The 22,601-nt window shown below is 37.8% G+C and carries 13 protein-coding genes, 23 tRNA genes, 2 rRNA genes, 1 pseudogene and 2 other annotated features; of the genes and pseudogenes, 30 read left to right on the top strand and 9 right to left on the bottom strand.

The genetic code is table 11. The features are described from left to right. Positions 1-136: 136 nt before the first annotated feature. The 3 genes from BKP37_RS01655 to BKP37_RS01645 form a co-directional block, all read right to left on the bottom strand. The gene (locus BKP37_RS01655) at positions 137-808 is read right to left on the bottom strand and encodes a GTP pyrophosphokinase (protein ID WP_169823057.1); all 672 of its coding nucleotides are present in this window, start codon (positions 806-808) and stop codon (positions 137-139) included. Positions 809-1,083: 275 nt separating this feature from the next. Beyond that, entirely contained in the window at positions 1,084-1,596 is a 513-nt protein-coding gene (locus BKP37_RS01650; protein ID WP_071307964.1) for a CBO0543 family protein, read from the bottom strand. Between the two features lie 434 nt (positions 1,597-2,030). Further along, positions 2,031-2,363 carry a toprim domain-containing protein gene (locus BKP37_RS01645; protein ID WP_071307963.1) on the bottom strand — a complete coding sequence of 111 codons (333 nt, stop codon included), beginning with the start codon at positions 2,361-2,363 and terminating at the stop codon, positions 2,031-2,033. Between the two features lie 1,177 nt (positions 2,364-3,540). Here BKP37_RS01645 and BKP37_RS20345 point away from each other — a divergent pair. After that, positions 3,541-3,940: pseudogene (locus tag BKP37_RS20345) on the top strand (hypothetical protein); the annotation flags it as partial. A gap of 17 nt (positions 3,941-3,957) precedes the next feature. Further along, a complete protein-coding gene (locus BKP37_RS01630; protein WP_071307961.1) occupies positions 3,958-5,319 on the top strand; it encodes an iron ABC transporter permease in 1,362 nt (453 codons plus the stop codon). Between the two features lie 485 nt (positions 5,320-5,804). On the opposite strand, the gene BKP37_RS01625 is transcribed toward BKP37_RS01630, so the two are convergent. From BKP37_RS01625 to BKP37_RS01610, 4 genes are all read right to left on the bottom strand, one after another. Next, the gene (locus BKP37_RS01625) at positions 5,805-6,554 is read right to left on the bottom strand and encodes a sulfite exporter TauE/SafE family protein (RefSeq protein ID WP_071307960.1); all 750 of its coding nucleotides are present in this window, start codon (positions 6,552-6,554) and stop codon (positions 5,805-5,807) included. 194 nt (positions 6,555-6,748) lie between these two features. Then, entirely contained in the window at positions 6,749-6,973 is a 225-nt protein-coding gene (locus BKP37_RS20890; RefSeq protein WP_071307959.1) for a DUF4181 domain-containing protein, read from the bottom strand. A gap of 139 nt (positions 6,974-7,112) precedes the next feature. Then, positions 7,113-7,292, bottom strand: coding sequence for a hypothetical protein (locus BKP37_RS01615; RefSeq protein ID WP_071307958.1), 180 nt, complete (start codon positions 7,290-7,292; stop codon positions 7,113-7,115). Positions 7,293-7,445: 153 nt separating this feature from the next. Continuing rightward, on the bottom strand, positions 7,446-7,874 hold the full coding sequence (locus BKP37_RS01610) for a hypothetical protein (RefSeq protein WP_071307957.1): 429 nt from the start codon (positions 7,872-7,874) through the stop codon (positions 7,446-7,448). A 901-nt stretch (positions 7,875-8,775) separates the two neighbouring features. On the opposite strand from BKP37_RS01610, the gene BKP37_RS01605 reads away from it, so the two are divergent. Continuing rightward, entirely contained in the window at positions 8,776-9,735 is a 960-nt protein-coding gene (locus BKP37_RS01605; protein WP_071307956.1) for an arsenic resistance protein, read from the top strand. Positions 9,736-10,075: 340 nt separating this feature from the next. On the opposite strand, the gene rrf (BKP37_RS01600) is transcribed toward BKP37_RS01605, so the two are convergent. Next, positions 10,076-10,191: ribosomal RNA gene (gene rrf, locus BKP37_RS01600) — 5S ribosomal RNA — on the bottom strand. A 223-nt stretch (positions 10,192-10,414) separates the two neighbouring features. Then, positions 10,415-12,050: a sequence feature (most likely nonfunctional fraction of RNA operon), on the top strand. Between the two features lie 265 nt (positions 12,051-12,315). On the opposite strand from rrf (BKP37_RS01600), the gene BKP37_RS01590 reads away from it, so the two are divergent. The 26 genes from BKP37_RS01590 to BKP37_RS01465 all read left to right on the top strand — a co-directional run bounded on the left by BKP37_RS01590 (position 12,316) and on the right by BKP37_RS01465 (position 18,852). Then, a tRNA-Ile gene (locus tag BKP37_RS01590) sits at positions 12,316-12,392 on the top strand. A gap of 14 nt (positions 12,393-12,406) precedes the next feature. Next, positions 12,407-12,482 (top strand) — tRNA-Ala (locus tag BKP37_RS01585). 1,464 nt (positions 12,483-13,946) lie between these two features. Then, positions 13,947-14,541 (top strand) — a sequence feature (most likely nonfunctional fraction of RNA operon). Positions 14,542-14,778: 237 nt separating this feature from the next. Then, positions 14,779-14,894, top strand: a 5S ribosomal RNA gene (gene rrf / locus BKP37_RS01580). 9 nt (positions 14,895-14,903) lie between these two features. Further along, positions 14,904-14,979: transfer RNA gene (locus BKP37_RS01575), tRNA-Ala, on the top strand. Between the two features lie 53 nt (positions 14,980-15,032). After that, positions 15,033-15,109, top strand: a tRNA-Met gene (locus tag BKP37_RS01570). A 23-nt stretch (positions 15,110-15,132) separates the two neighbouring features. Beyond that, positions 15,133-15,225: transfer RNA gene (locus tag BKP37_RS01565), tRNA-Ser, on the top strand. A gap of 10 nt (positions 15,226-15,235) precedes the next feature. After that, a tRNA-Asp gene (locus BKP37_RS01560) sits at positions 15,236-15,311 on the top strand. Between the two features lie 26 nt (positions 15,312-15,337). After that, positions 15,338-15,421: transfer RNA gene (locus tag BKP37_RS01555), tRNA-Tyr, on the top strand. A gap of 81 nt (positions 15,422-15,502) precedes the next feature. Continuing rightward, positions 15,503-15,578, top strand: a tRNA-His gene (locus tag BKP37_RS01550). A 14-nt stretch (positions 15,579-15,592) separates the two neighbouring features. After that, positions 15,593-15,667: transfer RNA gene (locus BKP37_RS01545), tRNA-Gln, on the top strand. A 27-nt stretch (positions 15,668-15,694) separates the two neighbouring features. Continuing rightward, positions 15,695-15,783 (top strand) — tRNA-Leu (locus BKP37_RS01540). Positions 15,784-15,967: 184 nt separating this feature from the next. Beyond that, a tRNA-Arg gene (locus BKP37_RS01535) sits at positions 15,968-16,044 on the top strand. Between the two features lie 88 nt (positions 16,045-16,132). Then, a tRNA-Arg gene (locus BKP37_RS01530) sits at positions 16,133-16,209 on the top strand. Between the two features lie 8 nt (positions 16,210-16,217). Further along, positions 16,218-16,294: transfer RNA gene (locus BKP37_RS01525), tRNA-Pro, on the top strand. 17 nt (positions 16,295-16,311) lie between these two features. Beyond that, positions 16,312-16,385, top strand: a tRNA-Gly gene (locus BKP37_RS01520). Positions 16,386-16,392: 7 nt separating this feature from the next. Beyond that, positions 16,393-16,469, top strand: a tRNA-Ile gene (locus tag BKP37_RS01515). A 12-nt stretch (positions 16,470-16,481) separates the two neighbouring features. After that, a tRNA-Asn gene (locus tag BKP37_RS01510) sits at positions 16,482-16,556 on the top strand. Between the two features lie 6 nt (positions 16,557-16,562). Beyond that, positions 16,563-16,653 (top strand) — tRNA-Ser (locus BKP37_RS01505). A 17-nt stretch (positions 16,654-16,670) separates the two neighbouring features. Continuing rightward, positions 16,671-16,745: transfer RNA gene (locus tag BKP37_RS01500), tRNA-Glu, on the top strand. Positions 16,746-16,785: 40 nt separating this feature from the next. Continuing rightward, positions 16,786-16,861, top strand: a tRNA-Val gene (locus tag BKP37_RS01495). Between the two features lie 48 nt (positions 16,862-16,909). After that, positions 16,910-16,982, top strand: a tRNA-Thr gene (locus BKP37_RS01490). A 14-nt stretch (positions 16,983-16,996) separates the two neighbouring features. After that, positions 16,997-17,072, top strand: a tRNA-Lys gene (locus BKP37_RS01485). A gap of 34 nt (positions 17,073-17,106) precedes the next feature. Beyond that, positions 17,107-17,187 (top strand) — tRNA-Leu (locus tag BKP37_RS01480). 60 nt (positions 17,188-17,247) lie between these two features. Next, positions 17,248-17,324 (top strand) — tRNA-Arg (locus tag BKP37_RS01475). Between the two features lie 239 nt (positions 17,325-17,563). Continuing rightward, positions 17,564-18,421: a tyrosine-type recombinase/integrase gene (locus tag BKP37_RS01470; protein WP_084034493.1), complete on the top strand. Its 858-nt coding sequence runs from the start codon at positions 17,564-17,566 to the stop codon at positions 18,419-18,421. A gap of 248 nt (positions 18,422-18,669) precedes the next feature. Beyond that, complete coding sequence (locus BKP37_RS01465) at positions 18,670-18,852, top strand: hypothetical protein (protein WP_071307955.1); 183 nt, start codon at positions 18,670-18,672, stop codon at positions 18,850-18,852. A gap of 464 nt (positions 18,853-19,316) precedes the next feature. On the opposite strand, the gene BKP37_RS01460 is transcribed toward BKP37_RS01465, so the two are convergent. Then, a complete protein-coding gene (locus BKP37_RS01460) occupies positions 19,317-20,681 on the bottom strand; it encodes a sodium-dependent transporter (protein ID WP_071307954.1) in 1,365 nt (454 codons plus the stop codon). Between the two features lie 925 nt (positions 20,682-21,606). Here BKP37_RS01460 and BKP37_RS01455 point away from each other — a divergent pair. Continuing rightward, complete coding sequence (locus BKP37_RS01455; RefSeq protein WP_071307953.1) at positions 21,607-22,599, top strand: alpha/beta hydrolase; 993 nt, start codon at positions 21,607-21,609, stop codon at positions 22,597-22,599. Positions 22,600-22,601: the final 2 nt, after the last annotated feature.

Genomic DNA, 22,601 nt, shown 5'->3' with positions numbered 1-22,601 from the left:
CATATTCTTATTAAAGTAATTAGCCCATCAAATTCAATTGATGGGCTAATTAAACCAAATCTTTATTTTACTCTATGGAGATATGATGATAAGAAATAATATGGTAAGTGAAATCGTTCATTATTTATCAAAACACCTATATATTACCCTCAAAACTTACCGCTTCTTTTAATTTATTCATCTCTTTATGGATACTTTCCATTTTCTTATCTAATTGTGCAGTTGAATTAGCAGTATCTTTTAAATCATTTACCAATTTTTGAGGAACTTCTTTATTATAATTATAATAAATTTTGTGCTCCAAACTTGCCCAAAAGTCCATCGCAATTGTTCTAATTTGAACTTCAACACATATATGCTCTACTCTATCTGACATGAAAATTGGAACTTCCAAGATAAGATGCAAACTTTGATATCCATTTTGCTTTGGATTATTTATATAATCTTTATAATCAATTAACCGTAAATCTTTTTGCTTTTGTAACAATTCACTTAACTCGTAGATATCAGATATGAAGGAACAAGTGATACGAATACCTGCAATATCTCGTATGTTTTCTTTTATTGAAGATAATGAGAGATCATATCCTTTTCGATATACTTTTTTTAAAATACTTTCGGGTGACTTCACTCTAGATTTCACATGCTCTATAGGATTATAATCATGTATATACTGAAATTCTTGTCTTAAAATATCTATTTTAGTATTTAATTCATCTAGCGCAAATTTATAAGACATCATAAACCTTGTTAACTCTGTTTTTAATACTTTTAATTCATTTAACTCAATTACACTTTTATAGCTCATTTTTTTCGCCCCTCATCGACTATGAAATTTCTCCAGGATCATGGTTATCAAATGAATATATGGTCGCTGTAATTACATTGTAAAATTCATGTGAACTATACTTGAACATCGTAATTCTCCTCTATAAAACATGATCTGAACAAAAACTTTATTACTATATGCTGCTCTAACAAAAAAATCACTATTTCTTTTTAAGAAAAAGTAAATAGATAGCCATAAAAAGGTAAATACTTAATAAAAAAATAATAAAAATAATTGTTGACATTGGTCACCTTCTACTTCAGATCATTAATGGAAGGATGGAAAAACAGTAACAATATAGCGATAATAGGAATTGCTACTGCAAAAGCAAGCTTGATATTTCTATAATGGATTCTTACGATAATAAAAGTAATGATGTTAAAAATTACGGACCACCAAATATTCCATCCATTAGCAAAGATAAACAAACCTTTCTTAACAAAAAGCCATTCAATTGAGGAAAAATAGACAACCCAAACGAATATGTACAAAATTTGCTTTTTTCCTTTAGGATAATATTGAAGAAAAATCATAATTACTACTGGTACAATTAGAAAAGTAAAGGTTAAATCAATTAGGGTATGATTTAACCAGTCAAGGGTAACGGCTTTATAGACCCATAGAGTATGATTGTAAAATATAAAATTATAGGACAAATTACAAATAATATAAAACTGAACGGTTGGATAAAACTCCTTCCACCTTTTCCAGTCAATAAATATTTTTGCAAAAATCAAATAAACAACCACAACTAAAAGTAGATACATTTACAATTTCCTATTCTTTTTTTAGTTTTAATATAAACATAAATTAACATATTTATACAGTTAAAGACTTTGGGACAAACAGAGTCCAATTAACGCAAGAAAAGCGCAAGGCGCCCCGCCTATCGACGACAAACACTGGAGGGTCGGCAAGTAGCGGTCTGCTCTTTGACCGCAATCTATGTGCTTCTGCGTCTGACAGCAATGCTTCGAAGTAGGCTTCCTCGAAGCATTGCTGCATGAAGCATTGCTGCATGAAGCTATTCAGAGACGTTATTCAAGTAGTTATTGAAGTCCGTTGCTTGACTGAAGTGATCGAGCCGATGGCGCCTGGAGCTAGACAGTTTCCAAGTTAGAAATCTATAATTTCTGATACTATAAAAAAGACATCCACATAATTATGCGAATATCTTTTAGAGTTTAGTTTTAACTTAAAATTAACATTGTTTCACAAGGAAATGTCCTCGTAACACTTCTGTAAGATAATCCATTGGTGTTGTTTCAACTTGGCCGTACCCTTTTTGTGTATATAAATGAGTAGCATTAGGGAGTTCACTTTTTAATTGTTTTCTCAAGCTTTCCCCAGCATCATCAGCATCTACAAGGATATAAACATCTTTGTCTTCTATCGGTAAAATTAATGTTTCTAGTTTCTCATCACTTAATGTCCCATATGTACAAATTATTTCCACTGGCTCATTAAGTACTTGCTTTACACGCTTACGGTCACTTGTTCCTTCTACAATTAAAACTTTTTCATCCATATCCATAGTACCCATCCCCTTCCAATTGTCCCTATTCAACTATTATTATCCCACAAAATAATAACACTTATCATTTCTGGCAATCCTCTAGATGCAAGAATAACCCGATAAACTATTATAGTTATCTTGTCTAACATTTATGAATAAGTATTATCCTAAAAACAAAGGGAAAGAGGTGTATACATGGACGATTTTTTCTCAATTTATTTTCCTTAATTTTTGTCATTTTGATTAACTATCTAGCGAATGCTCCCCCATTTAACGGGCAAACAACTTCTGAGATTGCCATTCGATTAGACGTAATATTTACACCAGCCGGATACGTATTTAGTATTTGGGGATCGATTTATGTTTCAGTGACTATTTGGGTGCTTCGACAACTTCCTAGATCAAGGAGATATCTACCTATCTATATTGTTGGAACACCTTTATTTATTTTAAGCTGTTTTTAATAGTTTCTGGTTATTTTTATGGCATTATGAATATTTCATATTATCTGTTTTTGTAGTGATTGCTTTATTAGTAACTTTAATTATTTTGTATATTCGGATCAAATCTGTCGAGCATAATTTTTCTGATTTGTTACCATTCTCTGTTTATCTAGGATGGATAAGTGTGGCAACAATCGCTAATATTAGTTATGTTCTAGTCGAAATTGGTTGGGTTGGTTTTGGTATTTCTGAAGTTGTCTGGACAATTGTATGCTTATTGTTGCTACTATTTTAGCTATTGTTTTTCGGATCAAAGAAAATGACATCGTTTATCCACTTGTTTTCGTATGGGCTTTTATAGGAATAGGCGTTCAAAATTTAAGTAACGCCCCTCTTGTCGCCTATTCCGCTTTCTTTTTAGCAACCATTGTTTTTGTTATAGCGATATTTGGTAAACGAAAACAGTTAACTTTTTTGTATGTAAGATAAATACACTTAAATCCGCATGCACCTTAGTCATCTTGACAGCGGCATAGTGACTCCTAATTCCCTAAAAAATCTTTTTGAGAGAAACAGAAACTTTCCTCAAAAACAGACACTTTGAAATCAAGCATCGGACATTGGAAATGTTGACTTACTGAAAGAATATACAAATACAAAAGGAGTCCAAATTGGGCTCCTTTTGTCTATCCTATCCATATGGCGGAATTTCTAATTCGAATATTGGCTTTTCTTCGTTGCTTTTACTTCGTAAAAAGACGAAACATAGAGAATACTACCGTTAGTATTTTGAGAAAGAAACGTGTAGAAATTTTCTCGTAAGAGATACGTGTATCACAGGAAAAGCGGTAGGAAAAGTCTTTGAAGTTGGAATTAATACCCCTGAATTCTACGAATACAGCCAACAACAAAAGTCAGAAGAATTCAAGCAGCAGTATAAGAAACGAGCTTCCCAAGAAGGAAAAAACGGGGGGTTACGGTCTAAAAAGCATGGCTACACAAGCAAAATTAACTGCATTAGCAGTTAATTTAAAGAGGATAGCAAGGTTACTATCCTCTTTAAACGCTGTTAATTCCCCATTTTTGTTTCTTATATTTATAGTCTTGAATAAATTTAGCTACCGTAGGGAAATCAAGTTGAAAGTTGGCTAAAAAAGGTGACTTTTTCAGTGGTCTCACCTGTCCCCTTGTCCCATGTAATTTATGCCATACTAGCGACAATTTCTCTCAATCCGCCTGAATTTTTCTTTCTAGCTTACACACGCAAGGTGCTTCAGGAAGAAAGCTACCTGGTAGATGTTTATCAAGAAGTTGTTGGCGTGATAGGATTTATCGGGTTAATCGCCCCCCATATCGTTCGACTAATCGGTATAAAAGGTCATAGGCCGCTGATTATCCATTCCTTCTTATGGGGAAGTGTCATCTTAATTTCAGCAGATGTCGTTGCCCGCCTGATCCAACCTGGGCAGGAAATTCCAGTTGGTGCTATGACAGCATTAATCGGTGGCCCTTGGCTTATGTTTTTAGCTTATCGAACAGCTAAAAAGCAAAAAAGAGGTGAGAGAAGTCTTGGTGGAACAAAAAATCCACTCTCACTCACATGGCTTTTGCCAGTTACGATCTTATGTATAGTCATTGTTTTGTATCTATCATTTTCATTTAACGGAACAACGTGGACCCCTATTTCCGAGTGGAATTCGACGATCATTTGGAACTTTCGTATTCCTAGAACGTTAACTGCTTTTATTATCGGAATGATATTGGCGATAAGTGGTGTATTGTTTCAAGGAGTGCTTAGAAATCCGTTAGCAGATGCGAGCGTCCTAGGTATCACTTCCCTTTCTGGGGCAGGTGCAATGATTTTCCTCGTTCTGTTTCCGTCGCTTTCCGTTAGTTGGCTGACTATTGGTGCCATTTTAGGTGCGACTGTTGCGATCTCAATTATTTTTATCACTTCTTGGAAAAATGGGTTTCAGCCAATATTAGTAGCTTTAATGGGGATTTCTGTTTCTGCATTTGGATCAGCGATCATTCAAATTTTAGTTGTTAAATCAAAATTAGTTGTCGCTGCTGCTCTCGTTTGGTTATCTGGAAGTACGTATGCTAAAGGGTGGAATGATGTTTCCATTGCTCTCATTTTGTTTATCATTCTTGTCCCAATCGCTATCTATCTCACTCGATCATTAAATGCTTTAGCTTTTGGGGATGATGTTGCTACAAGTCATGGATTAGCTGTACCAAAGACAAGGGTGATTGCTCTAATTATAGGCGTAGCTTTAACAACTGCAGCTGTTTCTATTGTAGGGACCATCGGGTTTATCGGTCTTTTAGCTCCCCATACTGCGAGAAGACTTGTTGGCTATTCTCATTTACCGTTAATGATTATCAGTATGTTATTAGGTGGCTTTTTATTAACTTTAGCTGACTTTATTGGTCGTGTTCTGTTAGCACCAAAAGAAGTTCCTTCAGGCTTGGTTGTAGCACTTATAGGTGCACCTTATTTACTTTATTTATTGAAGAAAATAAAATAATAAGAAAACATACATGCGTTTTAAAACGCACAAACCAGCATGAAAGTATTTTACTTTCACAAAAGCATAGACGCTGAAGCTAGGGAGATTCTAACTAAAGAGTTTTCTGGTTACCTAATTTAAAAGGCGATGGGTTTTCTCATCGCCTTTTTCTATATCTTTCACATTATAAAATACTTATTTAGATTTATTACTCCTTCTTTCGTTGTTAAACACATAGTGATATTGATAATAATTATCAATGCTGATTATGATTAAACTTCCAATGAGATATGTCTACTATTCTCGCTTTATAATTATAAATTAAGTTTAATTCCTTTAACTTTTGAGTATTCTTGTAAAACAGACAAGAATTACGTTCCTTTAAAGACTTATCAATCTGATAATTTAGATAAAGCTTTTCGATCCATATTAATCAGAGTATGGATATGAGCTGAACAAATTTGAGTTCAGCTCATTGTTTCTTCGGAAAATAGTGAAAATTTTTAAGCAAGTAATAACCTTATTCCACCAACTGCCGCTAAAATTAAAATTATAACATTAAAGTGTTTCTGAGGCACCTTCGGTAAAAATTTGATACCTAAATACGTACCGATAAGAATAGGTACAATAAGCCACGCATTAAAAAGAAGCGTTTCTCCATTAATAAGGCCAAGCTGCCCATACATAGGCAATTTGATAAGATTCACAGATAGAAAAAACCAAGCACCTGTTCCAATAAACTCTTTCTTTGGTAGTGAAATAGCGATTAGAAATACCGCCATAATTGGACCCGCAGCATTTCCGACCATAGTTGTAAATCCAGCGAGGGGACCCATCACTACTATAAAAGCCTTCGATTCTGGCATATCGTCCATCCACTTTGCTCCCCATCGCTCCCTAATAAACTGAACAACTATTAATGTCAAAACAATAACGCCTAAGATAATTTCTATCGGCCTACTTTCTACAATTGTAAATAATAGCGCATAACCTAATAAAATACCACCAAGAACCCATGGTATTAACGAAAACAACGTACGCCAGTTCACACTTCTACGATAATATGTAACTGCTATAATATCTGCCGTAATTAACATCGGTAATACAATCCCGATAGATTCTCTAGCAGGAAAGATGGTAGCCATTGTTGCTACTACTAGGATCCCTAGAGTTGGTAACCCTGTTTTAGAAACTCCAATAAAAATTGCACATAATACGATAATTAACATATTAGTCCAAGATAAATCCATCATCTGTCTCACCTCCTAACGTGATAAAATTGGACATTCAATCAAATGAGGCTCTTTTTCCAAGTCATTGATTGAAATATTTATTTTAGCGGACCTTTAGAGGGTGGTGATCTCTGAAGAAAGCTTTTCGGTTTCAGTTAGAACATTATGTCCCTTAAGGCTGAGATGAAGCTAAAACTTCGTCGTTTTTACTTTTTTCATTTCCTCGTTATACTTTTTATTTCCGACCTTATCGATTCCTCAAAAATGTCTACAATAAATGATGCAATAGATAAAAATAAAAATACTATACAAAGTGTAAATATAGTGATGATGTATTCATTTTTTGCTCGTTCAAACTTCCACTCCATAAAAGCACGAAAGGTATATAAAACAAAAAAGAAAAAGGCAACTATTCTGGTTTCAAACACTTGGAACAACATTGAACAACACATCCAAGCGTTTTTCATTTTTTAAATACATGTTTGTGACTTTTTACCATTGTTAGTGTTTTTTACACCATCCCAAGGAAGGCCTGTTGTTTTTAAACGCTCCTTACCATCGATACTTCTCTACTTAAATTTACCTCCCAAATATCTCACGATCATCAGTTGCATTTTTCAACAAAACAATCATTAACAAACCAGTGAGGATAGATAATACACCTAAAAATCCATTTTGAAACATAAATAAGTTGATAATACCTAACAAAAATAAAGAAGAGATAATTAACAAATGAACCAGAAATAATAACATTTTCATTGAAATTCCTCCTTTTTTGGGAGTACAATAGTAATTTTCCCTAATCAAACTTAGTTGTTTAAAAGAATATATACATTAGTCAATAAGCATATATTTTCGTATACAACTAATCCTTTTGAATTGGCTGAACTTCTTTTTATTTCCACTTGTAAACTACTTTTTTTCTTCAAAAACTAAGTCTTCTACCATTACTCTACCGCTATCGTACCAATTAATTTGTGTTACCCACTTTTGTCCAATATTATATCCCCCAATAACCCTAGTATCATATAGAGTTAGCTGATATGGATTTTCTAATGTTGGTATAAAATCAGTATCCGAAACTACAGTCGGTTTATGACTATACCACTCTAATATGTGATGATACATAATCTTTGGTTTAATGTTAGCCTCAGGCCCCATATACATGAAATCTAGATTAATGGTAAAGTTCTGTTCCGGCGGTGGCGGTAGTGTAAGATTCATTACAGCTTTCCAGTGCTCTGATTCTGCATAGAAATAATATTTCTCTTCTTCTACACCATTCCCACATGACGATAGTAGCGCTAACAACATAAAGATCCCAATTAGCCTCTTAACCATCTAAACACTCCTTTTTTCATTTTATACTAACATAATATTTAATTACTCTTTTCTTTAGTACAAAATGAAAATTTCGAACTATTCCAAAAAAAACTTTATATTTAAAAAGTAAAATACTAAATCAAGAAAAACAAGTTACCAACAAAGCCAATATAATTTGGAAGCCAGTTGGTCCCATGACGGAAATTGATTTTATTTATATCAAAATAAAACTCCTTCTGAATTCAATGTTCAAGAACAAGTACCAGAGATTTGGGCCTATCATATGAGACAAAAGAAAAAAATTTTAAAATGGCTCTTCTCCTGAATGGGCTCCGAAGAGTGCAAGAAATGCTAGTAGGTCGGTCTTATACTCCAGAAAAATTCGCAGATCTTGATTTTGATTGAGTTAATAACCAGACCATTTGCAATTATTGATAACTTTTTGTCATTTAGAAATCAATATCCCATTCATAAAAGTGTTTAAAATGAACTAATTTGATTTGATACTTACCCACTCTAGCAAAGTACATTGAGTTACAAAAAACAATCAAAATACTCTATTTTTGTTTCTTTTAGTTAGTTCTTTTTCTAAATAAGCAAGCATTACTATTGGGATGCAAAAAAATATTATATATGGTTCATAATCGTATGATTCGGAAAAATATTTTTTAACATACTCCCATAGAGGATGATTAATTGTAAGAAATCACACTAGAGATCGCCAATAACATAGCGCCATGCTAGAAAGCAAATTATTACTTTAATATTTTTGATTTTCGAAATAGCTAACTATGTACATTTAACTTACTCTTTATTAATATATTAAAAAGTTCTGTAAATCTGTGATAAAATGGTAGTTAGTTTTTCAGTTTAATCGAATTCGTTCATTTTTAAATTATTTACCATGAGGTGTGACTTTATGAGTTTAATTGACAAGTTATATTCTTTTATTATTTTGTTTGCCGTTATTATTGGGATAAGTATAGGACAAGTTAGTTTTATTCAGACAAACGCAGATAGCTTAATCGTACCTTTGTTAATAACTATGCTTTATATAACATTTTTACAAATCCCAATTGAAAAAAATAAAAAAGCTTTTAAAAATATAAAGTTTACATATACAGCTGTCATGATAAATTTTTTATGGACACCAGTTTTAGCTGGACTTCTGGGATTCCTTTTTTTATATGACAATCCGGCTCTGTATATTGGGTTTATTATGTTAATGGTTACACCTTGTACAGACTGGTACTTAATCTTTACAAGTATAGCCAAAGGAAATGTTGCCATATCCGCAGCAATTTTGCCATTAAATCTACTGATACAAATTATTTTACTACCATTTTATTTATTAATCTTTGGTGGAACAACTGGAACAATTGAACTAACATTTCTAGTAGAAAGCATTTTATTTGTTTTAATTATACCCTTCATACTGGCTCTATTAACAAAGTTTCTATTAAAAAATAAAAATGAACTTAAAGAAAAACTTTTTTCAAATATAAGTCTGCTACCGTTAATTTTCCTAAGTCTTGCGATTACTGCAATGTTTGCTTCACAAGGACAGTTATTACTAGATAACTTAGGACTTATGTGGAAGATGACAATTCCAATTCTCTTGTTTTTTGTAATAAATTTAATCATTAGCCAGAAGATTGGACACTTAATGAACTTTTCTTACAGGGATAGAGCTAGTTTAAGCCTCACTACTTTAGCTAGAAATTCACCAATCGCTTTAGCAATTGCCATGACGGCATTTCCCGACCAACCATTAATAGCATTAACACTAGTAATTGGCCCGCTATTAGAATTACCACTTTTAGCAATCATTACTCAATTATTATTATTAAATAAAATAGGATCTACTTATAAATTCTGATACTGTAAGAAAAGCGCAAGGCGCCCGCCTATCGGCGACAAACACTGGAAGGTCGGCAAGTAGCGGTCTGCTCTTTGACCGCAATCTATGTGCTTCTGCGTCTGACAACACTGCATCGAAGTAGGCTTCCTCGAAGCAGTGTTGTCAGACGAGGAATCACAGGAGCAAAAGTAGCATGAAGCACCAACAAAGAAGCAATCCAGGAAGTCAGTGAAGTCAGAAACTTGACTGAAATGATCGAGCCGATGGCGCCTGGAGCTAGACAGTCTCCAAGTTAGAAATTTTATACTTTCTTACCTAAAAAAAAGAACACATCCCTATGGAATGTGTTCTTCATTTTACCTAGCAACGTCCTACTCTCACAAGGGGAAGCCCCTAACTACCATCGGCGCAAAAGAGCTTAACGATCGTGTTCGGCATGGGAACGAGTGTGACCTCTTCGCTATCGTCACTAAATCTACTGACTTCAATTACATCATGAGATGCTTCTTAGAATTTGCTACATGCTGATTTGCGACGAGGAAGCTTACTTCGAAGCATTCACTAGTAGACGCAGGAGCAGATTATCTAAATTCTTGTCAGTTTATATTTTTTTTGAAAGAAATCATTCTTTCAAAACTAGATAACATACATTTAAGGTTCTTGAGTGTGAATTCAATTCTTATTTTAGGATAAGTCCTCGACCGATTAGTATCTCTCAGCTCCACATGTCACCATGCTTCCACCCGAGACCTATCAACCTCATCATCTCTAAGGGGTCTTACTGGATTAACTCCAAGGGAAATCTCATCTTGAGGGGGGCTTCATGCTTAGATGCTTTCAGCACTTATCCCTTCCATACGTAGCTACCCAGCTATGCTCCTGGCGGAACAACTGGTACACCAGCGGTATGTCCATCCCGGTCCTCTCGTACTAAGGACAGCTCCTCTCAAATTTCCTACGCCCGCGACGGATAGGGACCGAACAAGTGAAAGTTGGGTTTACCTAACACTACAGGATGGGCCCGCGTCGCATTAGCTAGTTGGTAAGGTAACGGCTTACCAAGGCGACGATGCGTAGCCGACCTGAGAGGGTGATCGGCCACACTGGGACTGAGACACGGCCCAGACTCCTACGGGAGGCAGCAGTAGGGAATCTTCCGCAATGGACGAAAGTCTGACGGAGCAACGCCGCGTGAGCGATGAAGGCCTTCGGGTCGTAAAGCTCTGTTGTTAGGGAAGAACAAGTACCGTTCAAATAGGGCGGTACCTTGACGGTACCTAACGAGAAAGCCACGGCTAACTACGTGCCAGCAGCCGCGGTAATACGTAGGTGGCAAGCGTTGTCCGGAATTATTGGGCGTAAAGCGCGCGCAGGCGGTCTCTTAAGTCTGATGTGAAAGCCCCCGGCTCAACCGGGGAGGGTCATTGGAAACTGGGAGACTTGAGTGCAGAAGAGGAGAGTGGAATTCCATGTGTAGCGGTGAAATGCGTAGATATATGGAGGAACACCAGTGGCGAAGGCGACTCTCTGGTCTGTAACTGACGCTGAGGCGCGAAAGCGTGGGGAGCAAACAGGATTAGATACCCTGGTAGTCCACGCCGTAAACGATGAGTGCTAGGTGTTAGGGGTTTCGATGCCCTTAGTGCCGAAGTTAACACATTAAGCACTCCGCCTGGGGAGTACGACCGCAAGGTTGAAACTCAAAGGAATTGACGGGGGCCCGCACAAGCAGTGGAGCATGTGGTTTAATTCGAAGCAACGCGAAGAACCTTACCAGGTCTTGACATCCTTATGACCTCCCTAGAGATAGGGATTTCCCTTCGGGGACATAAGTGACAGGTGGTGCATGGTTGTCGTCAGCTCGTGTCGTGAGATGTTGGGTTAAGTCCCGCAACGAGCGCAACCCTTGATCTTAGTTGCCAGCATTTAGTTGGGCACTCTAAGGTGACTGCCGGTGACAAACCGGAGGAAGGTGGGGATGACGTCAAATCATCATGCCCCTTATGACCTGGGCTACACACGTGCTACAATGGATGGTACAAAGGGCTGCGAGACCGCGAGGTTGAGCCAATCCCATAAAGCCATTCTCAGTTCGGATTGTAGGCTGCAACTCGCCTACATGAAGCCGGAATTGCTAGTAATCGCGGATCAGCATGCCGCGGTGAATACGTTCCCGGGCCTTGTACACACCGCCCGTCACACCACGAGAGTTTGTAACACCCGAAGTCGGTGGGGTAACCTTTTGGAGCCAGCCGCCTAAGGTGGGACAGATGATTGGGGTGAAGTCGTAACAAGGTAGCCGTATCGGAAGGTGCGGCTGGATCACCTCCTTTCTATGGAGTTAACTCTAGTCGATGCTTTTCTTAGGGAAAAGTACCGCTTGTGCTTTTGTGTTCAGTTTTGGAAGAATAACCTTCCAGATTATATTGTTTGCTGATCTGAATTTAGACCGTGCGTTTACGTCTACAAGTGTAGTTGCAATAAGCTTCATCGACGTAAAATTGCATGTAGTCAATTCACAGAAGCATCTCATGATGCTTTTAAAGTCAGTAGCTTTTTTGAGAGAAAGATCTCATGGTAAAGCAAAAAACTCTGTATGGGCCTATAGCTCAGCTGGTTAGAGCGCACGCCTGATAAGCGTGAGGTCGGTGGTTCGAGTCCACTTAGGCCCACCATACAATTAAGTTTAGGGGCCTTAGCTCAGCTGGGAGAGCGCCTGCCTTGCACGCAGGAGGTCAGCGGTTCGATCCCGCTAGGCTCCACCAAAGAAGTTATTGACATCATTAATCAAATGGTGTTATATTTATCAAGTCGCCTTTTTGGCGCAGAATCGTTCTTTGAAAACTAGATAACAACTAATACATTTAAGTTTTACCGGAAGTCATTATGACTTTGAGTAAATCTTGAGTAGTCAAGAATTCAATTCGACGAAAAATCCTTTTGAAAAAACAGGTATTTTTTTGAGAGAAGCGAGTAGTTCGAGGAAGCAACTGAGGAAATCACCGGAGTGTGCTTAAAGGCACATGAGGATGATTACCGAAGGAAGCTGACGAAGAAATGCGAAGCTTATCGCAAAAAAATTAGGTTAAGTTAGAAAGGGCGCACGGTGAATGCCTTGGCACTAGGAGCCGACGAAGGACGCGACGAACAGCGATATGCCTCGGGGAGTTGTAAGTAAACTTTGATCCGGGGATTTCCGAATGGGGGAACCCACCATCCGTAATGCCGGGCCTTGTACCGGGCCTTGTACACACCGCCCGTCACACCACGAGAGTTTGTAACACCCGAAGTCGGTGGGGTAACCTTTTGGAGCCAGCCGCCTAAGGTGGGACAGATGATTGGGGTGAAGTCGTAACAAGGTAGCCGTATCGGAAGGTGCGGCTGGATCACCTCCTTTCTATGGAGTTAAAACTCTAGTCGATGCTTTTCTTAGGGAAAAGTACGCTGACGCTGTGTTTCAGTTTTGAGAGAATAATCTCTCTTAATAAGTAATTAAGACAATTTAGAAGCAAGAAGTTCGAGGAAGTGACTGAGGAAATCACCGGAGTGTGCTTAGAGGCACATGAGGATGATTAACGAAGGAACTGACGAAGAAATTCGCTGCTTATCAATTGTCAAAGGTAAATTAGAAACGAGTAGTTCAAGGAAACAAGCGAGNCAATCGCCGGAGTGTACATTTAAGGGTACATGAGGACGATTGGGGAGCGCNGTTGACGAAGAAATACGAAGTTTATCATTTGCCGACTCGTTCTTTGAAAACTAGATAACAATAATACATTTAAGTTTTACCGGAAGTCATTATGACTTTGAGTAAATCTTGAGTAGTCAAGAATTCAATTCGACGAAAAATCCTTTTGAAAAAACAGGTATTTTTTTGAGAGAAGCGAGTAGTTCGAGGAAGCAACTGAGGAAATCACCGGAGTGTGCTTAAAGGCACATGAGGATGATTACCGAAGGAAGCTGACGAAGAAATGCGAAGCTTATCGCAAAAAAATTAGGTTAAGTTAGAAAGGGCGCACNTAGTCAAGAATTCAATTCGACGAAAAATCCTTTTGAAAAAACAGGTATTTTTTTGAGAGAAGCGAGTAGTTCGAGGAAGCAACTGAGGAAATCACCGGAGTGTGCTTAAAGGCACATGAGGATGATTACCGAAGGAAGCTGACGAAGAAATGCGAAGCTTATCGCAAAAAAATTAGGTTAAGTTAGAAAGGGCGCACGGTGAATGCCTTGGCACTAGGAGCCGACGAAGGACGCGACGAACAGCGATATCCCTCGGGGAGTTGTAAGTAAACTTTGATCCGGGGATTTCCGAATGGGGGAACCCACCATCCGTAATGGGNTGGTATCCATATCTGAATACATAGGGTNTGAGAAGGCAGACCTGGGGAACTGAAACATCTAAGTACCCAGAGGAAGAGAAAGAAATATTCGATTACCTGAGTAGCGGCGAGCGAAACGGTAACAGCCCAAACCAAGGGGCTTGCCCCTTGGGGTTGTAGGACACTCTATACGGAGTTACAAAGAAACGAAGTAGACGAAGCGATCTGGAAAGGTCCGCGAAACAAGGTAACAGCCCTGTAATCGAAACTTCGTGGATTGTAGGCTGCAACTCGCCTCGCCTACATGAAGCCGGAATTGCTAGTAATCGCGGATCAGCATGCCGCGGTGAATACGTTCCCGGGCCTTGTACACACCGCCCGTCACACCACGAGAGTTTGTAACACCCGAAGTCGGTGGGGTAACCTTTTGGAGCCAGCCGCCTAAGGTGGGACAGATGATTGGGGTGAAGTCGTAACAAGGTAGCCGTATCGGAAGGTGCGGCTGGATCACCTCCTTTCTATGGAGTAATACTCTAGTCGATACTTTTGCTTTAGAGTAGAAGTAACGCTGACGCTGTGTTTCAGTTTTGAGAGAATAATCTTTCATTTTAATAGTTTACTGATCTGAATTTAGACCGTGCGTCTGCGTCTACAAGCGCCGCTTCGTAGTGGGCTTCCTCGATGCTAAGCTGCATGTAGTCAATTCATAGAAGTATTTCACGATGTGATTGAAGTCAGTAAATTTAGTAACGATAGCGAAGAGGTCACACTCGTTCCCATGCCGAACACGATCGTTAAGCTCTTTTGCGCTGATGGTAGTTGGGGGCTTCCCCTTGCAAGAGTAGGACGTTGCTAGATTATATTTATGGGGCCTTAGCTCAGCTGGGAGAGCGCCTGCCTTGCACGCAGGAGGTCAGCGGTTCGATCCCGCTAGGCTCCACCAAAGTTTTTTTGTGAAACGAAGTGGAGCAAAAATAACTTACCTATTTATTTTTTGGCGGCGTAGCTCAGCTGGCTAGAGCGTACGGTTCATACCCGTGAGGTCGGGGGTTCGATCCCCTCTGCCGCTACCAACTTAATTGTTTTGATATGATACGGAGGAATACCCAAGTCCGGCTGAAGGGATCGGTCTTGAAAACCGACAGGCGGGTTAAACCGCGCGGGGGTTCGAATCCCTCTTCCTCCGCCATATTAAATAAGGACCCGTGGTGTAGCGGTTAACATGCCTGCCTGTCACGCAGGAGATCGCCGGTTCGATCCCGGTCGGGTCCGCCATTAATAACCAACCATTTTAATATTTTGGAGGGGTAGCGAAGTGGCTAAACGCGGCGGACTGTAAATCCGCTCCTTAGGGTTCGGCGGTTCGAATCCGTCCCCCTCCACCATTTAGTTTTTACAGGTGAATAATTTAACGCTAGAACAGTGGTAAGATTTATTTTTGAATGTCCTTACTTTACAAAACTATGGCGGTCGTGGCGAAGTGGTTAACGCACCGGATTGTGGCTCCGGCATTCGTGGGTTCGATTCCCATCGATCGCCCCATATTATTATAATAATGGGCTATAGCCAAGCGGTAAGGCAACGGACTTTGACTCCGTCATTCTCTGGTTCGAATCCAGATAGCCCAGCCATTTTTTTTGTTAAGTCTCTAGTAAATTGCCGGGGTGGTGGAATTGGCAGACACACAGGACTTAAAATCCTGCGGTAGGTGACTATCGTGCCGGTTCAAGTCCGGCCCTCGGTACCAGAAAAATTTAAAAGGTAACATGCGCCCTTAGCTCAGCTACGAGCGTAACATCTGTGAAACAACTGCGAGTTGTCTCGACGCAGCCTGCTACAAGGCGGTACTTGTAGAGGAAGAGACAGGATATCTACGGAGCAATACATCGTCCGTTAATCTTCTTGGAATAACATCATCGAATAAACAACATGCGCCCTTAGCTCAGCTGGATAGAGTGTTTGACTACGAATCAAAAGGTCGGGAGTTCGAATCTCTCAGGGCGCGCCATAAAATAGTAGAGGAAGAGACAGGATATCTACGGAGCAATACATCGTCCGTTAATCTTCTTGGAATAACATCATCGAATAAACAACATGCGCCCTTAGCTCAGCTGGATAGAGTGTTTGACTACGAATCAAAAGGTCGGGAGTTCGAATCTCTCAGGGCGCGCCATAAAATAACGGGAAGTGGCTCAGCTTGGTAGAGCACCTGGTTTGGGACCAGGGGGTCGCAGGTTCAAATCCTGTCTTCCCGACCATGCGTTTGATTATTAATGCGGGTGTAGTTTAGTGGTAAAACCTCAGCCTTCCAAGCTGATGTTGTGAGTTCGATTCTCATCACCCGCTCCAAAAGAATGGGCCTATAGCTCAGCTGGTTAGAGCGCACGCCTGATAAGCGTGAGGTCGGTGGTTCGAGTCCACTTAGGCCCACCATACTAGATTTATTCCACAGTAGCTCAGTGGTAGAGCAATCGGCTGTTAACCGATCGGTCGTAGGTTCGAGTCCTACCTGTGGAGCCATATTAAGGAGAAGTACTCAAGTGGCTGAAGAGGCGCCCCTGCTAAGGGTGTAGGTCGTGTAAGCGGCGCGAGGGTTCAAATCCCTCCTTCTCCGCCAGTCGCGGTTTTAATATTGGCCCGTTGGTCAAGCGGTTAAGACACCGCCCTTTCACGGCGGTAACACGGGTTCGAATCCCGTACGGGTCACCAAAGATTTAGATGTAATAAGATAATAAAAATATTTTATGTCGGAGGATTAGCTCAGCTGGGAGAGCACCTGCCTTACAAGCAGGGGGTCGGCGGTTCGATCCCGTCATCCTCCACCAGATTTTTTTTTGTAACTAAAGTGGAGCAAAAATAACTTACCTATATATGCCGGCCTAGCTCAATTGGTAGAGCAACTGACTTGTAATCAGTAGGTTGGGGGTTCAAGTCCTCTGGCCGGCACTCTTATATTTAAAGAGCCATTAGCTCAGTCGGTAGAGCATCTGACTTTTAATCAGAGGGTCGAAGGTTCGAATCCTTCATGGCTCACCAAGTTTTTTTTGCTAAGCAAAATAACTTTTCATACGCGGGTGTGGCGGAATTGGCAGACGCGCTAGACTTAGGATCTAGTGTCTTTGACGTGGGGGTTCGAGTCCCTTCACCCGCATGTTTGTTTCGTAAGTATCTCATATGAATTTTATTTTTTTTTAGGAAGTTAAATGAACATGCGCCCTTAGCTCAGCTGGATAGAGCAACGGCCTTCTAAGCCGTCGGTCGGAGGTTCGAATCCTCTAGGGTGCGCCATTTTTAAGAATGAATTTTTACATTAATGAATTTCATAATTGTTTATTTACACTACTCTGATACTAAATGTTGTTTGATAAATACCGTTTCCAACAACATTCAGTATAGAGCCGAAAATATCCCAAAAAATTCAACATTTGTTGAATTTTTTGGGATATTTTTTTTATTTATGGTATTTGCGCAGAATTTGACAAAGACGAATAATTGAAGTATAGTTTGTTAAAAAGGGGGAGATAGTATTGACAAATAAAAATTCTGAAAAAATTGATATTCTTAATTCTTTTGCAAGCTATCTTCATGAAATGGGAAGATCCGAAAATACAGTGAAAACGTATATTGGGGTTCTTCAATCATTTCTTGACTGGTTATATAGTAATGGTAAATCATCTAGAGATTTAAATAAAGAAAATATACAAGCTTATGTAACTTATCTAGAAACTGAACAAAGAAGTTTAGCTACAATAAAGAAAGTCTTTAATACAATTAACACTTTTGCCAAATCTATTAATCGTATAGAAATTACTCAGGATATTAATATTACACAACAAAATAATATAAATCAAGTCTTTCCGGAATATTTATCTAAAGTAGAAATTGAGGAATTATTACAAAAAATCGAAATTGATAGTAACAAACGTAATACAGCTATAGTATATACGTTGTTAAAAACAGGCATACGGGTATCTGAGCTTTGTTACTTGAATAAAGAAGATATCTCTATAAATAATAAAAATCAAACTGGACAAATGGTTGTTAGAAATAAGAGAGATAATAACGAGAGAACAATTCCCCTTCCTAAGTCTCTAGTTTATCATCTAATAGAATACTTGAAATCAAGAGATGATAAGGAGGAAGCCTTGTTCCTGTCAAACTATCAAAAAAGAATTTCTGTGCGTACCGTTCAACATATGTTGCAACATTATGGAGTCCATCCTCATAAATTAAGGCATACGTTTTGTTACGAGTTGTTACAAAATGGTTTAGATATATCAATTGTAGCGCAATTAGCTGGGCACTCAGATATTAATATTACTAAACAATACCTAAAGTGTATTGAAATTAAACAAATTGATGAAGATGGCCCAAAATACGCATAATAAAAAACATTCAGAGAAATTTACTCTGAATGTTTTTTTATTTCATCCACTCTATCAAGTTAAGGGTTACGCCCCTTAATTTGATAGAGTGACCAGCAAGCAAAACACGATAGTTTGAAGGAAATCTCTATTATACGTGACCATTTTTTTGACATAATATCATTTTTCGATAAGAGATGCTTTTGCACTCCAGCCATAACGTATAATTTTTTTTGTTATTATCATAATAAAAAAAAGGGGGGATACATATGGCAAAACGCAATGGTAAAACTGACGCAGAGCAAAAAAATAAAAGAGGTTTTGACGCAAGTAAAACTGATGCAGAATTCTCAAAAGAATTTGGTAGTGCAGCTGCTAATCGAGCGCACAAAGAAAAAGCAAAAAAAGAAAAGGCTTCGAAAAACGATGGGAAATGGAAAGGCATGCATTAATTTTTCACACTCATAGGGGCAGTAAGATCCCCACCTCAAAACTTAGAAAATCGAAAAGTTTAGGTGGGGTATTAACTGACTCTAAAGGTCCGATAAAAAATAGCTTTCATCAGAGAAAGTTGATGAAAGCTATTCTTATGCCTGTGGTATAAGTTACACTAACAATCAGTGGGGATGAAGGAACCCTCCACTGATTGAAGTTCAGCTTTATTACTTTTTGTTAAATGGTTAGATACTTTTGACACATCAACTAGAAAACCCCACCAAATTTTCTTGAGACTGCTGAAAAAATCCAATTTATTTTATCTGAAAAATAATATTCAAAAACGAGCCTCTAGAATCGCTTCTAAGGCTCGTTTGAGAGTTAGGGAGACATTTTTGGCCCTCCTACAAGCATTCGTTTTTCAAAAACATTCACTTTTTCAGTGCCCTCAATTTTCTTTGGGTGGGGTTTTCAAAAAATATTAGATGATACCTAATGAATCTATAAGAATGATTAAGATTACAATAGGAACGACAAAGCGAATTAAGAAGCTCCATACTTTAAAGAGGGGGAATGAATTTCCCTCTTTTTCAACTTCTTGTTTAACACCGATCGGCTTCCAAATCCACCCTATAAAGATACTTAAAATAAGTCCAGAAAAAGGTAGTAATACTTCTGCGGCTATAAAGTCAAACAGTCCAAAGATAGTGCGATCAAATACCTTGATATGTGATAAGGGACCAAATGATAAGGCACAGAATCCTCCAATTAAGGTAATAACCGCCCCAGTAATAGGTGCTGCTGCTTTTCGAGAAAGTTTAAATCTTTCTTTAACAAACGCAACAACAACTTCTAATAACGAAATTGCAGAAGTTAATGCGGCGACAAAAACAAAGAAGAAGAAAAGTCCAGCAAACAAAGTTCCAAATTGCATATCTCTGAAAATAGTTGGGAATGTAATAAAGGCTAGATCAGGTCCTCTTCCTGGATCAATTCCAAAGTGAAAAACTGCAGGGAAAATAATCAATCCGGCCATAATTGCAACAAGAACGTCTAACAAAACGATCCCACCGCCATTGCGCGTAATACTGCTTTCATTTCGTTTATAACTACCATAAGTTACATACATTCCTGTTGCTACGCTTAAACTAAAGAAAGCTTGGCCTAATGCTGCTAATATAATGCCAGAATTGATGGCTGAAAAATTTGGTTTTAAGAAAAATAGTATTCCTTCTCTAGCATTTTCTAGTGTAAGACTTTTGAATAACAACATAAGGAGTAGGACAAAAAGTGTAGGCATGAGAATGTTGTTCCACTTTTCAATCCCTTTTTTAACTCCTCTTAGGACAATTAAGACAACAACCGTCATTAAGATTGTTTGCCAGACAATAGGCATTATCGGATCAGATATAAAACTACTAAAAGAACTTTCGAAGTCTTTATCACTAGCAATTAACTGTCCGGTAAGTGCTAAAATAAAATAATAAAAGGCCCAGCCAGCCACAACTGAATAAAATGCTAAAATCATAAAGTTAATAATCACACCAATAAAACCATTTATGTACCATTTTGAATTGGGTTGTATTATTTTATAGCTATCCATAGCATTAGCTCGACCTTTACGTCCAATACTAATTTCGCCGATCATTAATGGTAATCCAATAAGTAACACAAAACCTAAATACAATAATACGAAAGCGGCACCACCGCCTTCACCAACGACAAAGGGGAATCTCCAAATATTCCCTAGTCCAACTGCTGACCCAGCTGCAGCTAATAGAAAACCAAATCTAGACCCCCATTGTTCCCTTGGTACTGACGTATTTGATGTTTCTTTTGATGACATTCAAATTCTCCTCTCAATCTCGTGTACGAATCCCTCTTTAGATATACTAGGACTACTAATATAATTAAAAGCGTTAATGTGTTAAAGTTCAACAACTTTTCTAAAATAACATATTTTGGGGTAAGTGACAATAATAAAAATTATTGAGAGACTATGAAAATAGTGTTTCTTACAGTATCGGAATTTATAAATTTCTAACTTGGAAACTGTCTAGCGCAAGCAGCCTACGAGCTCGGTCACTTCAGAGTTTTTCGCTCGTGACCTTGGCGCCTTGCGCTTCACGAAAATTAATCGACATAATGAAAGTGGAGTAATTGTTATAAGGTAATAAAGATAACGCTATTGAAAAACTTTTTTCAGTAAATAATACAATTGATACAAAAGCTCTTTGGGAATATTTTTTTAGTTAAGCCAAATCATGAAATGTTTAATGAGATGAGGGTCATGTAAAGAGAGGAAGAAATTGAAATGAAACTTAATAGTCTTTAGTTTGATTTATGACTGGATGTAGAATAAACGCGAAATAATGAAATTATATGAAAAAAATGTAGAAATTAACAATTTTATTAGTTAAAATATTATATTAGGAATATGATACATTACTTTATATTTTCGAGCTTCATACTAATGAAATATTGTTATTGGTTCGAAAAGAAAATAAGTTACTAATACCAGTCTAAGGGTAATAGCTAATTATACTCAACTTTTATCTTACTTATGAAATAGACACTTACTTTTAGACTTTATAATATAATGAATTTCATAATATAGTATTCTTGACACTAAGGTCCTATATCTAGTTACGTTTAACTGTTCTTACATAGGTATAGATTTATATGGCTTTGTCTTGGTAATTATGAAATCATTTAATTAAACAAAAGTTAGTCGAAATTGACAAAACGATTTAGCTGCGAGGAGTTCCTACATGAATAAATGGTTAAGTGTGCTCATTGATAAAATTGGCTTGCATTTCTTTCATTATAACAAAAGTATGCATACGCAATTCCGTAATGATTTTGATTTGCGCTCTTTTACATCCAATCAAAATCGACGCTCCTTTTATCAATTAAATAAAATACCTAATATATCGTTTGAATTAAAGGATCAAAAATATGATCTGTCAGGTTCTTATAATTATAACAGTCCTATTTACTCTGGAGATACGGATAATGATATGGCAAAGGGTATTTGCTATTTAAGTCAAAATGGCCGTGAACCTGTTCATGTCATTATTGTACATGGCTGGCGTTCAGACTGTTTGAAAAAATTTAAGTTAATCTACTTGAAAGAGATGCAAAAAAAAGGATATAACGTCTATTTCCCGAATCTTCCATATCATTTTGATCGGGCAACTAGTAGTCTATACAGCGGAGAGTATATGATAAGTGCAAATATTTGCAGAACAATAACCGCTATTAGACAAGCTGTTGTAGAGATTAGAGCGTTAATTCAGTGGTTAAAACAAGATAAAGGTGGAAAAGTAGTACTTATTGGTGTTAGTCTAGGAGGCTATATTTCTAACCTAATAAGTTTATATGAAAAAGAGATTGATGTGCTAGTATCTGTTATGTACGCAAATAATCTTTCTTATGAAATTTGGCATACACCTATTGGAAAATATATTAAACAAGACTTACAAAAGCATAATTTTACGTATCACCAATTACAACGATGTTGGTCAATTCTTCGTGCAGATGAGGCACAACCAATGATACCAAAAGAAAAAATATTACTGATTAGTGGGATATATGATCAGTATGTTAGAAAACAAGATGCAAGTAATCTTTGGAATGGTTGGGGGAAGCCACGGCGTCTTCTTTATGCTTGTGGACATGCTGGAATTATCTTTAATCGTAAGCAAATTGCTAAAGATACGCTTGAATTCATTGAAAATTGTATTACTAATGGAAGTGAATAAAC

Origin of the sequence: Anaerobacillus alkalilacustris (assembly GCF_001866005.1) — a bacterium.
Classification (GTDB): domain Bacteria; phylum Bacillota; class Bacilli; order Bacillales; family Anaerobacillaceae; genus Anaerobacillus; species Anaerobacillus alkalilacustris.
This window is presented reverse-complemented; position numbering and strand designations above follow the sequence as displayed.

What these genes read in the sequence shown, in the direction of transcription:
- BKP37_RS01655 (WP_169823057.1), bottom strand. Translation starts at nt 808, where the DNA reads ATGAGCTATAAAAGTGTAATTGAGTTAAATGAATTAAAAGTATTAAAA.
- BKP37_RS01650 (WP_071307964.1), bottom strand. Translation starts at nt 1,596, where the DNA reads ATGTATCTACTTTTAGTTGTGGTTGTTTATTTGATTTTTGCAAAAATA.
- BKP37_RS01645 (WP_071307963.1), bottom strand. Translation starts at nt 2,363, where the DNA reads ATGGATATGGATGAAAAAGTTTTAATTGTAGAAGGAACAAGTGACCGT.
- BKP37_RS01625 (WP_071307960.1), bottom strand. Translation starts at nt 6,554, where the DNA reads ATGATGGATTTATCTTGGACTAATATGTTAATTATCGTATTATGTGCA.
- BKP37_RS20890 (WP_071307959.1), bottom strand. Translation starts at nt 6,973, where the DNA reads ATGTTGTTCCAAGTGTTTGAAACCAGAATAGTTGCCTTTTTCTTTTTT.
- BKP37_RS01615 (WP_071307958.1), bottom strand. Translation starts at nt 7,292, where the DNA reads ATGAAAATGTTATTATTTCTGGTTCATTTGTTAATTATCTCTTCTTTA.
- BKP37_RS01610 (WP_071307957.1), bottom strand. Translation starts at nt 7,874, where the DNA reads ATGGTTAAGAGGCTAATTGGGATCTTTATGTTGTTAGCGCTACTATCG.
- BKP37_RS01605 (WP_071307956.1), top strand. Translation starts at nt 8,776, where the DNA reads ATGAGTTTAATTGACAAGTTATATTCTTTTATTATTTTGTTTGCCGTT.
- BKP37_RS01465 (WP_071307955.1), top strand. Translation starts at nt 18,670, where the DNA reads ATGGCAAAACGCAATGGTAAAACTGACGCAGAGCAAAAAAATAAAAGA.
- BKP37_RS01460 (WP_071307954.1), bottom strand. Translation starts at nt 20,681, where the DNA reads ATGTCATCAAAAGAAACATCAAATACGTCAGTACCAAGGGAACAATGG.
- BKP37_RS01455 (WP_071307953.1), top strand. Translation starts at nt 21,607, where the DNA reads ATGAATAAATGGTTAAGTGTGCTCATTGATAAAATTGGCTTGCATTTC.